Source organism: Ramlibacter sp. G4-7 (assembly GCF_057784995.1).
The window spans coordinates 1-12,585 of sequence record NZ_JBYNTT010000035.1; the positions used below are offsets into that span (position 1 = coordinate 1).

At 72.1% G+C, this 12,585-nt stretch carries 13 protein-coding genes and 1 riboswitch; of the genes, 2 read left to right on the forward strand and 11 right to left on the reverse strand.

Translation table 11 applies throughout. The features are described from left to right. From AC3EGR_RS25375 to AC3EGR_RS25420, 10 genes are all read right to left on the reverse strand, one after another. Nucleotides 1-1,355 (reverse strand): efflux RND transporter periplasmic adaptor subunit (locus AC3EGR_RS25375; protein WP_488549314.1); only part of this gene is annotated, 1,355 nt, incomplete at its 3' end. A 214-nt stretch (nt 1,356-1,569) separates the two neighbouring features. Then, nucleotides 1,570-3,216: an alkaline phosphatase family protein gene (locus AC3EGR_RS25380; protein WP_488549315.1), complete on the reverse strand. Its 1,647-nt coding sequence runs from the start codon at nt 3,214-3,216 to the stop codon at nt 1,570-1,572. A 36-nt stretch (nt 3,217-3,252) separates the two neighbouring features. Further along, nucleotides 3,253-3,924: a class I SAM-dependent methyltransferase gene (locus AC3EGR_RS25385; RefSeq protein ID WP_488549316.1), complete on the reverse strand. Its 672-nt coding sequence runs from the start codon at nt 3,922-3,924 to the stop codon at nt 3,253-3,255. Between the two features lie 9 nt (nt 3,925-3,933). Next, complete coding sequence (locus tag AC3EGR_RS25390) at nt 3,934-4,371, reverse strand: universal stress protein (RefSeq protein WP_488549317.1); 438 nt, start codon at nt 4,369-4,371, stop codon at nt 3,934-3,936. Between the two features lie 128 nt (nt 4,372-4,499). Further along, complete coding sequence (locus AC3EGR_RS25395; RefSeq protein WP_488549318.1) at nt 4,500-5,954, reverse strand: cobyric acid synthase; 1,455 nt, start codon at nt 5,952-5,954, stop codon at nt 4,500-4,502. A 37-nt stretch (nt 5,955-5,991) separates the two neighbouring features. Further along, entirely contained in the window at nt 5,992-6,762 is a 771-nt protein-coding gene (locus AC3EGR_RS25400; protein ID WP_488549319.1) for an ABC transporter ATP-binding protein, read from the reverse strand. Beyond that, on the reverse strand, nt 6,759-7,745 hold the full coding sequence (locus AC3EGR_RS25405) for a FecCD family ABC transporter permease (protein ID WP_488549320.1): 987 nt from the start codon (nt 7,743-7,745) through the stop codon (nt 6,759-6,761). Before AC3EGR_RS25405 ends, AC3EGR_RS25400 begins: the two co-directional genes overlap by 4 nt. After that, nucleotides 7,742-8,560: an ABC transporter substrate-binding protein gene (locus AC3EGR_RS25410; protein WP_488549321.1), complete on the reverse strand. Its 819-nt coding sequence runs from the start codon at nt 8,558-8,560 to the stop codon at nt 7,742-7,744. Before AC3EGR_RS25410 ends, AC3EGR_RS25405 begins: the two co-directional genes overlap by 4 nt. 154 nt (nt 8,561-8,714) lie before the next feature. Next, nucleotides 8,715-9,524, reverse strand: coding sequence for a cobalamin-binding protein (locus AC3EGR_RS25415; protein ID WP_488549322.1), 810 nt, complete (start codon nt 9,522-9,524; stop codon nt 8,715-8,717). Nucleotides 9,525-9,533: 9 nt separating this feature from the next. After that, nucleotides 9,534-11,465 (reverse strand): TonB-dependent receptor, encoded by a 1,932-nt coding sequence (locus AC3EGR_RS25420; protein ID WP_488549323.1) that lies wholly within the window; start codon nt 11,463-11,465, stop codon nt 9,534-9,536. Nucleotides 11,466-11,542: 77 nt separating this feature from the next. Then, a riboswitch (cobalamin riboswitch) is annotated at nt 11,543-11,830 on the reverse strand. Nucleotides 11,831-11,864: 34 nt separating this feature from the next. Here AC3EGR_RS25420 and AC3EGR_RS25425 point away from each other — a divergent pair. Together AC3EGR_RS25425 and AC3EGR_RS25430 are read left to right on the forward strand one after the other, a co-directional pair. Beyond that, the gene (locus AC3EGR_RS25425; RefSeq protein ID WP_187075956.1) at nt 11,865-12,077 is read left to right on the forward strand and encodes a cell division protein ZapB; all 213 of its coding nucleotides are present in this window, start codon (nt 11,865-11,867) and stop codon (nt 12,075-12,077) included. Beyond that, nucleotides 12,074-12,418, forward strand: a complete 345-nt coding sequence (locus AC3EGR_RS25430) for a cell division protein ZapA (protein WP_488549324.1) — start codon at nt 12,074-12,076, stop codon at nt 12,416-12,418. The genes AC3EGR_RS25425 and AC3EGR_RS25430 overlap by 4 nt, the downstream gene beginning before the upstream one ends. On the opposite strand, the gene AC3EGR_RS25435 is transcribed toward AC3EGR_RS25430, so the two are convergent. Beyond that, nucleotides 12,415-12,585, reverse strand: a 171-nt coding sequence (locus tag AC3EGR_RS25435) for an integrase core domain-containing protein (protein WP_488549325.1), incomplete at its 5' end; no start/stop codon positions are given. The genes AC3EGR_RS25430 and AC3EGR_RS25435 overlap by 4 nt on opposite strands.

A 12,585-nucleotide genomic window follows, 5' to 3' on the forward strand; every position in this document is an offset into this window, starting at 1 on the left:
GCAGCGCCCGGTGCCGAGGCGCCGTCGCGCCGGCGGCGGCCGCCCTGCCCGCCTGCCGGCGGCGTGTCGCCCGGCAGCATCACGCGCGCGCCGTCGCGCAGGCGGTCGGCGCCTTCGGTGATCACGCGCTCGCCCAGCTGCAGGCCGCTGACGATCTGCACGCGCTCGCCCACGGGCTGGCCGCGCACGACGGGCCGCTGCTTGACGGTGCGGTCCTGCTGCAGCACGAAGACGTATTCGCCGCTGCCGCTCTGGCGCACGGCCGTCACCGGCACCACCACGGCGTTCTCGATCGTGCGCACCTGCAGCTGCACGTTGACGAACTGGCTGGGAAAGAGCTGCAGCCGGGCGTTGTTGAAGCGGGCCTTGGCCTTGACCGTGCCCGTCGTGGTGTCGATCTGGTTGTCGACGGAGGCGAACACGCCGGTGTCCAGCATCGTGGTGCGCGTGCGGTCGAAGGCCTTGACCTCCATGAAGCCGCCGCCGTTGTGCTGCAACCAGGCCGCATGGTCCTGCGGGATGGCGAACTCGACGTCGATGGGCGTCATCTTGGTGACCACGGCGATGCCGTTGGTGTCGCTGTTGCTCACCTGGTTGCCGACGTCGACGTTGCGCAGGCCCACGCGGCCGTCGATGGGTGAGGTCACGCGGGTGTACGAGAGGTTCAGCCGCGCGGTGCCTTCCACCGCCTTGTCCGAGACCACCGCGGCCTCCAGCTGGCGCACCGTGGCGCGCTGCGTGTCGACTTCCTGCCGGGCGATGGAGTCCTGCTTCAGCAGGGTCTCGAAACGATCGAGCGTCACGCGCGCGGCGGCGAGCTGCGCCTCGTCGCGCATGCGCGCGCCTATGGCCTGCTGCAAGGCCATCTCGTAGGAGCGCGGGTCGATGGTGGCCAGCAGCTGGCCGCGCTTGACGCTCTGGCCTTCCTTGAACAGCACCTGGGTGAGCACGCCGCTGACCTGCGGCCGCACGCGCACCGTCGCCTGCGGCGTCACCGTGCCCAGCGCATCGAGGTTCACGGGGATGGTCGCGGCCTCGGCCACGGCGAAGCCGACCGTCACGGCGCCCCGGCCACCGCCGCCGCCGCCGGGACCTCCGCCACCGCGACCGCCACCACCACCGCCTGCGCCGCCACCCGCCCGGGCACCGGGCCCGCCGGCTCCGGCCGCCGCCAGCTGGTCGGGCCGTGTGAGGTCCCAGGCCAGCCAGGCCAGGCCGGCCGCGACCAGCAGCGCGATCACGGTGCCGATCAGGGACGCACGGCGGCTCAGCTTGCGGCGCGGCGGCGGTGCCGCCTCGGCAGGCTCGACATACTCGGGAGGTTCAGCCGGTGCGGCCGGCGGAGGTGTGGGCATCGATGTCCTTCTTGTACCGTCACATGACGGGCAAGTTCAGCAGGCGCTGAGGTTGCCTTCCGATGGCTCTTCCATCCGACAGCCCCCGGCGCGACCCTCTGTAGGTTCTTTCCTGCCGACTTGGCGAGACTCCCTAGCGTGCGCTGTGCGCGTAACCCGGGGGTAAGCCCCATGTTGCGCGCGTGTGAAGTTTTCATGGATCGGCGACCGGCGGTCAGGGCGCCAGGCGCAGCGGCCGCCCTTCGCTCCCGCCGGGCGGAGGCACCCGCAGGATCGCGGCCAGCGTCGGTGCCAGGTCGGCGATCTCCACCCGGGCGTCGCGCCGGCCGGCCTTGACCCAGCGCGGGCCCCACGCGAGCAGCGGCACGTGCGTGTCGTACTCGTAGGGGGAGCCGTGGGTGGTACCCGCGTTGCCGAACATCCAGTACGGCTGCAAGGCGTACTGCACGTCGCCCGACACGTCGGCGTGCCAGGTCTTGCGCATCCCGTCGAAGAGCGGCGCGCCGGCGCGGCTGCCGCTGGCGAGTTCCTGGCGCGTGTACGCGGCGGCGATCGCCGGCTGCGCCAGCAGCGCCTCGCGGGCGGCCTCGGCCACGGTGTCGAGCGCGAGGCCGCGTGCGGCGAGTTGCCTGCGGTCCAGCAACAGCGCCGACGCCGACGCGCCCACCACGAGCTTTGGCGCCTGGAAGCGCTGCTCGAGCGCCGCATTCACCGCGGCGACCACCTGGCTGCCGGAAAGCCGTCCTGCGGCGAGGCCGCGCGCCTGGCTCACTTCCGGCGCCGGCATGAAGCCGTGGTCGGCGGTGAGCACGGCAACGTAGCGGTCGCGCCCCACCGTGCGGTCCAGGTCCGCGAAGAAGGCCTGCAGCAGGCGGTCGAGTTGCAGGAAGTGGTCGTGCGACAGGCGCGACTCCGCGCTCCACTGGTGGTTGACGTAGTCGTGGCCGGACAGGCTGATGGCCAGGATGTCGGGCGCGTCGTCCGCACCCAGGCGCTCGCCGGCGATGGCGGCGCGCGCGAAGTCCAGGGTCAGCGCGTCGGCGAAGGGGCTGGCGAGCAGCGAGGCGTAGAACCTGGGTCCCGGCGCCGCGTCGGCGTCCGCGCCCATCTTCATCGGCAGGCGCCCGGGCCGCCCGAACCAGGGCTGCCCGTCCGGCAGCGAGCGCGCATAGGCCTCCTCGGGCAGCAGCGGCTTCCATTCGCTGCGGAAGTAGCGGTCGGCCGGCCGCGCGCCGTTGAAGGCATTCACCCACGCGGGATGCTCGCCCATGTAGTAGGTGGTGGAGGCGAACTGGCCGCTCTCGCTCATGTACATGAAGGCCGTGCCCTTGTGGCCGGCGGGCAGGATCGCGCCGCGGTCCTTGCCGGACACGGCGAGCACCTTGGAGCGCGGGTCCCGCTGGCGCAGCACGTCGCCCAGCGTCTCCACCTTCAGGTTGCGCGGGCTGGTGCCGTCGAGCGCTTCGGTGGCATGGCCGATGTAGCGCGCGGCCGTGTCACCGGTGCAATACACCTGCTGCCCCGTGGCCAGGTCCAGCCACTGGTTGCCGACGATGCCGCTGCGGTGCGGATACGCGCCGGTGAGCATGGTCGCGTGCCCCGCGGCCGTCACCGTGTACGCGTAGCCGTAATGGGCTTGCTCGAACCAGGCGCCGCGCGCGAGGAAACGGGCGAAGCCGTCGGGGGCGAGCTGGTCCCGGTAGGCGGTGACCTGGCGCTGGGGCAGCCCGTCGACGACGAACAGCACCACCAGCCGCGGACGCTCCGGCGCCGCCTGCGCGGCAGGCGCGGCCAGCAGCACGGCCAGCAGTACGGCCAGGACGGGCGCGCAGCAAGCGCGCAGCAGCGGGGCGATCCTCATGGCCCGGGAGACTACCCCAAAGCCGGGCACGTTCGTCTAGTGCCGCTGGCCGGCCGGCGGGCCGCCCTTCACCCGGCCGCTGGCGATGTAGATGCCCCCGAAGCCGCGGGTGAGCACCTGCACGTGCTGCAGCCGCTTGGCCAGCATGGTCCAGGGCTGCGCCAGCCCCTCCATGCAGGTGACGGAGTAGAGGGCGGCGCCGAGCACGAACACGTTGGACGGCAGCATCCAGGGCGGCGCCCATTGCAGGCCCGCCGCCACCACGCTCGCCCCCGGCTTCAGGTGCGCCAGCACGTGGTCCAGCGCGTGCGGGTCGCGCACGACGTCGTGGGTGAAGTGGAACAGCGCCGCGTCCGCCTGGCCTTGCAGCGGCACGTCGGCGGCGCCCGCTTCCAGCAGCGCGATGCCGCTCCAGCCATGCTGGCGGATGCGCTCGCGCGCGAGCGCCAGCATGTCGGGCGAGGGGTCGAAGCCGACGACGCGGCCGGCCGCGCCCACGCGGCGCACGAGCGCCGGGAAGCTCAGTCCGGTGCCGCAGCCCACGTCCAGCACGGTGTCACCGGCGTGGACGTCCAGCAGCGCGATCGCCTCGGCGCGCACCGGCTCGAAGGGCAGCAGCTCCAGGTCGTAGTGCGACGCCCGTTGCCGGTACTTCTCGATCGAGAGGGATGGATCGGGCCTCCGGGGAGGGCCGGAGGGCTTTGCCATGGCCGGGGGCTAGTGGGTGATGACGACTAGCACGCTGCAGGGAGCGTGCTCGATCAGGGCGCCCGAGATGGAGCCGCGCCACCAGCGGGCGGCCCAGCTGTCCAGGTGCTTGTGGCCGACGATGATCAGGTCCGCGTCCATCTTCCTGGCGTACTTGACGATCTCGTCGATCGCCTCGCCGGTGACCACTTCGCCGCGCGCAGTGAAGCCGGCTTCCTGCAGCCGGCGCAGGCCGTCGTCGAGGACGCCGCGGTACTTCTTCTTCTCGCGCTCCTCCAGTTCGACGTCGTAGACGCCGCCCTCGAGGCCGACGAAGCTCATGGCCGAGGGCATCACGGCCACCAGGTGCAGTTCGGCGTGGCCCCACTGCGCCAGGTCGCGGCAGTCGAGCAATGCTTTCTGGCCGGCGTCCGAGCCGTCGTAGGCCAGCAGGATCTTCTTGTACATCGGCATTGCGAGTCCCCCAAGGACTGCCGCGGCCCCATGCCCCGGCTGCGGCGAGTATGGCCCGGCCTTCGCGTCTTCGGCAACGCGCCGAGGTACGTTTTAACCCTTAGGAACTTGATCGAAGTCAGTCAGCACGCGATCAGCGAGGGCAGGACACCGGTGGCGAACTGCGCCTCCACGATGTCGGCCAGGCGTTCGAACACGGTTTCCAGCGTGGGAACGGACGCACCGAACAAGGCCTGCAGCACCTGCGGCTGCTCGAACAGGCCGTGCAGGTACACACCGAGCACGTTGCCCGCGGCGTCCTGCCAGCCGAGGCCGTCCGGGAGCGCGACGCGGCCGGCGGACATGCCCGCGTGCTGCGCCGTCTGCCCGGTGTGGATCTCGTAGCCCTCCACCCGCAGGCCCGAGAGCGCCTGCCACGCACCTTGCAGCGGCGCGAAGGCCACGCTGGTGCGCTGCACCGTCTTGGTGGCCAGGAACTGCGTGACCAGCGGCAGCAGGCCCAGGCCGGGCACGTTGCCGGCGATGTCCTGCGGGTCGATGAGCGCCTCGCCCAGCACCTGCAGGCCGCCGCAGATGCCCAGCACGCGGCCGCCCCGCTGCGCGAAGCGCGCCACGGCGCTGTCCAGCCCCTGCGCCCGCATCCATGCGAGGTCGGCGCCGGTGTTCTTGGACCCGGGCAGGATCACCCAGTCGGCGCCGTCCAGGGCCGCGGGCGTGCGCACCCAGCGCAGGCGCAGGCCCGGCACGTTGGCCAGCGGCTGGAACTCGTCGAGGTTGCTGATGCGCGGCCAGGCGACGATCGCCACCGTCAGGCGCGTGTCGCCGCCCGCGCCGGCGCGCTCCTCGAACACGCCGTCCTCCTCGGGCAGGCCGTGCTGCCACACCATGGGGATCGTGGCCACCGTCGGCACGCCGGTCAGGCGCTCCAGCTCCTGCGGCCCCGGCGCGAGCAAGGCCGGATCGCCACGGAATCGGTTCAGGACGAAGCCGCGGAGCAAGGAGCGTTCCGGCTCGGCGAGCAGCGCCCAGGTGCCGTACAGGTGGGCGAAGGCGCCGCCCCGGTCGATGTCGCTCACCAGCAGGCAGCGCGCCTGCGTGTGCGAGGCCACCTTCAGGTTGACGTAGTCGCTGTCGCGCAGGTTGATCTCCGCGGGCGAGCCCGCGCCTTCGATGACGACCACGTCGTTCTCGGCGCGCAGCGCATCCAGCGCCTGCTGCACGCGCGGCCACACCGCGGCGCTGCGTTCGCGCCAGGGCATGGCCGTGAGCGCCGCGTCCACCTGTCCGAGGACGACGACCTGGCTGTGCGTGTCGCTCTCGGGCTTGAGCAGCACCGGGTTCATGCGCACGTCCGGCAAGGCGCGCGCGGCGAGCGCCTGGAAGTACTGCGCGCTGCCGATTTCGCCCAGTGCCCCGAACGCGGCCGGCACGACGCGCGCGTTGTTGCTCATGTTCTGCGCCTTGAACGGCGCGACCTTCAGGCCCAGGCGCGCATACAAGCGGCACAAGGCCGTCGCGAGCCAGCTCTTGCCGGCGCCGCTGTGGGTGCCCAGGACCATGACGCACATCGCTGTCATTCGGTGAACCTCTGCCGGCACCGGCGGCGTGCGGCGCTCACTCCCCGTCCTCGCGCGGCAGCGCCACCCACCGACCCGCCACGGGGTGCACGCGCACGCGCTCGTCGAACACCGCTTCCACCGCGCGGTGCGTGGCCGCATCCGCGCAGGCGCCATGGTGCGCCACCCGGCCGTCCCGCAGCAAGAGCAGGTCGTCGGCCTGCAGGGCCAGGCCGATCTCGTGCAGCACGCTGACCGCGGTGCCGCCGCGCTCGACGTGGCGCCGCACGATGGCCAGCCAGTCGGCCTGGTGCGGCGGGTCGAGGTGCGACAGCGGCTCGTCCATCAGCAGGATGGGCGCGCGCACAGCCAACGCGCGGGCCAGCAGCACCCGCTGGCGCTCGCCGCCCGACAGGCTGCCGAGCGGCCGGCCGCGCCAGGGCCAGCTCTGGGTCTCCTCCATCGCCGAGCGCACCGCGGCCTCGTCGTCGGGGCCGGCGCCGCCCAGCCACGCCTGGTGGGGCAAGCGGCCCAGCATGACGACGTCCCCGGCCAGCAGGTCCTCGGCGCCGGCCTCGGCCTGTCCGAGCCACGCGACCTGGCGGGCACGTTCGCGCGCCGACCACGCCGCCGCCGGACGTCCCAGCAGCTCGATCGCGCCTTCGGTGGGCAGCAGCTGCGCGAGGGCCTTGAGCAGCGTGGTCTTGCCGGCGCCGTTGGGTCCGGCGACGGCCGTCCAGCGCCCGGCCGGCAGCGTCAGGGCGATGCCATGCAGCACGGGGCGGTCGCCCAGCGACACCCGCAAGCCGGTGGCGGCGAACGCGTTCACCGCGCCCTCCCCTGCATCAGCACCAGGAGATACCCGCCGCCCAGCACCGCGGTGAGCACGCCCACGGGCAGTTCCCGGGGCGCGAGCAGCCAGCGCGCCAGCACGTCGGCCGCCAGCAGCAGTGCGCCGCCGGCCAGGCCCGACAGCGGAAGCAGCCAGCGGTGCGTCGGCTTGCACAGCGCGCGCACCAGGTGCGGCGCCATCAGGCCGATGAAGGCGACGAGTCCGACGTGCGCCACCGCCGCACCGGTGGCGAGCGCCATCACCGCCACGAGCAGCAGGCGCACCGGCCCGAGCGCGATGCCCAGGCTGGCCGCGGTGGTCTCGCCCAGCGCCAGGGCATCGAGCGCGCGGCTGAAGACGGTACCGAGCATGGCACTCACCACGAGCGCCACCCCGAGCACCACGGTGGCCGGCCAGCCGAGGAAGCCTGTCGTGCCGAGCAGGAAGGCCTGCATGGTGCGCATCAGTTCCGGCGCGAGGAACATGGCCAACGCCGCGAAGGCGCCGAACACCATGCCCACGATCACGCCCGCCAGCAGCAGCCGCGTCGTGTGCTGCACGCCGCGCGCGAGCGCCAGCGTGACGGCCACCGCGACCAGCGCACCGACGAAGGCCGCACCGGTCATGCCGATGCGCGCACCCCAGGTGGACGCCGCGACGGGCGAGGCGCCGAGCAGCACGAGCAGCACCGCCACGCCGAATGCAGCGCCGGTGGCGCTCCCCAGCAGGTAGGGGTCGGCCAGCGGATTGCGGAACAGGCCTTGTGCGACGGCGCCCGCGAACCCGAGCAGCGCACCGGCCGTCCACGCACCCACGCTGCGCGGCAGGCGGATGTCCCACAGGATGGTGAGCCCCGCACCGGTGTCGTCGAACAGGGGCTCCCAGCCCATGCTGCCGACGGCGACGCCCAAGGCCAGCAGGCCGGCACTGGCGGCGAGCAGCCAGGCCGCGACCAGCGCTGGCGCGCGATTGCTGTTCATCGCGGTGCGGCCCCCGATCGCAGGGTGCCGCGCAGGCAGCGCACCATGAGTTGCGCGCCTTCGGCCATGCGCGGGCCCGCGCGCACCAGCACGTCGCCTTCGGCACGCGTGAAGTGGCAGATGCGGCCCTCGCGCACGGCGCGCAGGCGCTGCCAGCCGGGGCGGCTGGCGATGCGGGCCGGTCCGTCGTCCTCGGCCAGCATGATCACGTCCGGGTCGGCGCGCACGACGAACTCGGGGTTCAGCTTGGGAAAAGGGCCCAGCGTCGCGGGCACGATGTTGCGGGCGCCCATGCGCGCGAGCAGCTCGCCGATGAAGGAGGCTTCGGACGCCGCATAGGGCGCGGCGCTCACCTCGAAGTAGACGCGGGTGCCGCGCTGCGCGGCGGGCAGCTGGCGGGCGGCGTCGGCGAGCTCGCGCTCGATGCGGGCCCAGGCTTGCGCGCCGTCGCCGGCCGCGAGGACCGGGCCGAGCAACGCGAGGACGCGCCGGACGTCGGCGAAGGTGCGCGGCTCGAGCGCGAGGACTTTCAGGCCCAGGGATTGCAGCCGCTCCAGCGCGCGTGAAGAGGTGGGGACGAGCACGAGGTCCGGCTTCAGGCCGACGATGCTTTCGACGCGGGCGTCCTCGAGGCCGCCGACATGGGGCAGCCCGCGCACCGAAGCCGGATGGTTGGAGAAATCGTCGACGCCGACCAGGCGCTCGCAGGCGCCGAGGACGCAGACGAATTCGGTGAGGGAGGGCAGCAGCGAGACGATGCGCTGGGGTGGGTGGTCGAGCGTCACCGAGGCGCCGCGGTCGTCCTGGACGGTCAAGGCGTGGGCGGGGATGGACAGCAGGGTCAGGAGGAGCGCGAAGAGAGCCCCCAGCCCGGCCCTCCAACGGGGGAGTGCCCCTACCCCAGCCCTCCGGCAGGGGGGGAGAGCCCCTACCCCGACCCTCCCCCAGGGGGGGAGGGAGGAACATCCGTCAGGCATGGGTGCGGCTCCAAGCGAGCATGATGCGGTGCAGCTGCTCCACGCCGTCGGTGAGGGCCGCGGGGCCGGGCTGCAGGATGTCGGCGGACTTGATTTCGAAGAGCTGGTGGTCGCGCACCGCGTTCACCTGCTCCCAGCCCGGACGCGCGGCGACTTTTTCGGGGCGGAACTTCTTGCCGCACCAGGAGCCGATCACGATGTCGGGGTTGCGGCGCACGATCTCGGCGCCGTCGGCCACGATGCGGTCCTTGCCCATCGCCTGCTGCGCGAGCTCGGGGAAGACGTCGTCGCCGCCGGCGATGCCCACCAGCTCGGACACCCAGCGGATCGCGCTGATGTGCGGCTCGTCCCACTCCTCGAAGAACACGCGCGGCCGGCGCGGCAGTGCCCGGCCCGCGGCGTCGATCGCGAGCAGGCGTGCGCGCATGCCTTCCAGCAGCTTCAGGCCGTCCCCGGCGCGCCCCACCATGGCGGCGACCTGGTACAGCATGGCGAAGATCTCCTCCACGCTGCGCTGGTTGAAGATGGTGACCTGCACCCCGCGCCGTATCAGTTCCGCCGCGATGTCCGCCTGCAGGTCGGAGAAGCCGAACACACAGTCCGGCCGCAGCGCCAGGATCCGGTCGATCTTCGCGCTGAGGAAGGCACTGACCCTGGGCTTCTCCTCGCGCGCGCGCCGCGGGCGCACCGTGTAGCCGGAGATGCCCACGATGCGCGCCTCCTCGCCCAGCAGGTACAGCCATTCGGTCGCCTCCTCCGTGAGGCAGACGATGCGTTGCGGGCCGCGCGCGATGGCGATCATGGGGCGATCCTAGAACTGCAGGCGCAAGGAGGCCGTGAACTGGCGCCCCGGCTCCGGGTAGATGCCCAGGATCTGGCCGCCGACGCAGCCGAAGGCCTGGGTGAAGTACTGGTGGTCGAACAGGTTGGTCACACCGAGCGCGAACTCCGCGTTGCGGTGGAACTGCCAGGCATAGCGCGCGTCCGCCGTCACGTACGAAGGGATCCGGCAGGCGTTCTGGTAGTCCACGAACTGCGACGATACCCAGTTCACGCCGGTGTTGATGCGGTGGCCGGCCAGCGGCACCCAGTCCGCGCGCACGGCCAGCGCCTGGCGCGGCACCAGCGGCACGTCCTTGCCCTCGTGCGGACCGGAGCGGAAGACGGAACGCCGCGCGACGGCGTTGACCTGCACGGCCAGCGCCGCGGTGATCGCGTGGTTCCAGTCCACTTCCAGTCCTTCGCGCAGCGTGGGATCGAAGTTCACGTTGGCGCCGAAGAACGTGCGCGGCGCGTTGGGATCGAAGCCGATCTCGTCCTTCAGGGCGCTGTGGTACAGGCGCGCCTCGAGCCGCCCTGCCCCGTAGGTCCAGCGCGCGCCCACCTCCGTGTCGTTCGACTGCTGCGGCCGCAAGGGCTCGTCCGGCCGCATGAAGGAGAACTCGTCGGCATTGGGCAGGCGGTAGCTGTGGCCGGTGCGGAACCAGGCCGTCCAGTCGGTGGCGATCGGATGGCTCAGGCCCAGCTCCCAGGCGGTCTGCCGGTCGTCCAGCACCACGCCGCCGCCGTCCTTGTGGATGCTCTCCGTGCGCGCGCCCAGGGACAGCCGCGTGCCGGTGGCGAACACCACGTCGTCCTTGGCGAAGAAGGCATGCGCGTCCGAGAAGGTGTCGGCGGCGAAGCTGTTGTTGGTGCGCTCCCAGTCGTTGCGGTCCACGCCCAGCACCAGGATGTTGGTGAGCTCGCCGAACCTGGCCTGGTGGCGTCCGCGCAGGGAGTAGTTGTGCGCCTTCACGTCGTAGTCGGCCTGCACGCCGGCGAACTCGCTGCGCACTTCCTTGTCCCGCTGGCCGGCGTCGAAGGCGAGCTGCCAGTTGCCGACGTCTGCCTGCGCGAAGGCCGAGGCGCGGTCGTTGCGGATGCTGCCATGGTCGTTGCGGAAGCGTGGGGCCGACTGCGAAGGGTCGGCCGCGTACTGCGCCGGCGTCAGCGAGCCCGGCAGGCGCGCGTCGAGATCGTCGCGGGCGATGCGGGCGCCCAGCCGCAGCCAGTCGCCGGACCACTGGCCGGTGACCGAACCCGCTTCCTGGTCGGAGGCGGAGTTCTGCCGGAAGCCGTCGCTCTTGCGCTTTTGCACGTCGGCGTCCAGCGCGAAGCCGTTGCCCGTCGCGACGGTGCCGCTGGCGCGCAGCTCGCGCAGCTTGTCGCTGCCGGCCCCGGCGTACACGGTGCCGCCGCTCGCGCGCTGCTTGCCCGCCCCCGCCTTGGTGGTGATGACGATGACGCCGCCGGTGGCGCCTTCGCCGTACAGCACCGCGCCGCTGCCGCGCAGGACCTCGATGCGCTCGATCGACTCGATCGGGATGCCGGCAAGGCGCGGCGCCGCGAGGTCGCCCTCGCTCAGGCGCAGGCCGTCGACGATCACCACCTGGTTGGCGTCGGCGGTGGCGCCGAAGCCGCGCAGGTCGATGCTCGTGTCGTTTCCGTTGGCGAGGTCCAGGCGGCCGGGCACGCCCAGCAGCCGCACGATGGCGTCGTTGACCGTGGTCGCGCCGGCGGCGCGGATCTGGTCGGCGGTGATCACGCTCACCCCGAGCGGCAGGCTGGCGGCCGGCTCGGAGAAGCGCGTCGCGGTGACGCGGGTCTCGGACAGCGTCTGGGCTGCGATCGGAAAGGTCGAAAGGGATGCGATGCCAGCCAGGAGGCAGGCGCGCGCGCGCAGGGATTGCACGGTCGTCGTCATGGATGCTTGTCTTGCAAGAGGCCCGATCCGGCTTCCCCGCCGGCGCACTGGGCGATCACGGCCCGCACGCTCCGCGCGCGCGGTCCACCCTGTTGGCCGGTATCCGGGCTGGCGGAAGGACGTTCCATCGCCTTCCCAGGGCCGCTGTTTCAGGCGGCCCCAGTGGCTGTGCATGATGGACGTGGCGCATCGCGCCGCAAGCGCACCGTCCCCAAGGACGCTGCGCCTGCGGCGCGCCGCACCTCCGCTTACCGTTGCGGGGGCAGCGCAGGTTGGCCTTGGCGCGCGTGCGCGCAGGGCTCCCTGCTTCCCGTTGAACTGCGGCATGTGAACCACACCGCGGGCACCAACGCGCGAATTCTACGGCCTGCCGCTTTCACAAATCCCTACAATTCGCGCATGGCCAGTGGCTCCAATCTCGACCCCCTCGTCGAACGCGTCGAGCGTCTGCTCGTTCGCTACGAGGAGCTGCAGCGCACCAACGCGCTGCTCGCGCAGCAGGTGGAGCTGCTCACGCAGGAGCGCGACTCGCTCAAGTCCCGCCTGTCCGCCGCCCGTTCGCGGGTGGACGCCCTGCTCGAACGGCTGCCCGACCTCAACACCCCCGCATGAAGCAGCTGGAAGTGCAGATCATGGGCCAGAGCTACCTGCTCGGGTGCCCGGAAGGCGGCGAGCAGCGCCTGCTCGAAGCCGTGGAAAAGGTCGACACCGCCATGTGCCGCATCCGCGATGCCGGCAAGGTCAAGGCACGCGACCGCATCGCGGTGCTCGCCGCGCTGAACCTCGCCTTCGATGCCGAGCGCAATGCGTCGCAAGCCGTCCAGGCCGCGCCCGCGTTCGTCAACGGCGACCCGACGGTTCCCGCGGGCCCCGGCCTCGCCGACGACGTGCGGCTGGCGCAGCTGATGGTGCGCCTGGACCAGGCGCTGGGCGACGACGGGCGCTTGATCTAGCTGTGAAGTGTCAACAGGTTCTTTCGAGGAATCGGGAGCCGAGACACGGGTGACACCAGGTTGATGCCGTGGTGGGGGCGGTGCCAGTTGTAGAAGTGAGTCCAGGCCGGCAAGGCCTGGCGGCGCTGCTCTGAGTTCTCGTAGGCCCGACCGTAGGCCCATTCGCG

Excerpts from the sequence above, each read along its gene's own strand:
- AC3EGR_RS25390 (WP_488549317.1), bottom strand. The coding sequence starts at position 4,371 with ATGTACAAGAAGATCCTGCTGGCCTACGACGGCTCGGACGCCGGCCAG.
- AC3EGR_RS25415 (WP_488549322.1), bottom strand. The coding sequence starts at position 9,524 with ATGATCGCCATCGCGCGCGGCCCGCAACGCATCGTCTGCCTCACGGAG.
- AC3EGR_RS25420 (WP_488549323.1), bottom strand. The coding sequence starts at position 11,465 with ATGACGACGACCGTGCAATCCCTGCGCGCGCGCGCCTGCCTCCTGGCT.
- AC3EGR_RS25430 (WP_488549324.1), top strand. The coding sequence starts at position 12,074 with ATGAAGCAGCTGGAAGTGCAGATCATGGGCCAGAGCTACCTGCTCGGG.
- AC3EGR_RS25395 (WP_488549318.1), bottom strand. The coding sequence starts at position 5,954 with ATGACAGCGATGTGCGTCATGGTCCTGGGCACCCACAGCGGCGCCGGC.
- AC3EGR_RS25385 (WP_488549316.1), bottom strand. The coding sequence starts at position 3,924 with ATGGCAAAGCCCTCCGGCCCTCCCCGGAGGCCCGATCCATCCCTCTCG.
- AC3EGR_RS25380 (WP_488549315.1), bottom strand. The coding sequence starts at position 3,216 with ATGAGGATCGCCCCGCTGCTGCGCGCTTGCTGCGCGCCCGTCCTGGCC.
- AC3EGR_RS25405 (WP_488549320.1), bottom strand. The coding sequence starts at position 7,745 with ATGAACAGCAATCGCGCGCCAGCGCTGGTCGCGGCCTGGCTGCTCGCC.
- AC3EGR_RS25425 (WP_187075956.1), top strand. The coding sequence starts at position 11,865 with ATGGCCAGTGGCTCCAATCTCGACCCCCTCGTCGAACGCGTCGAGCGT.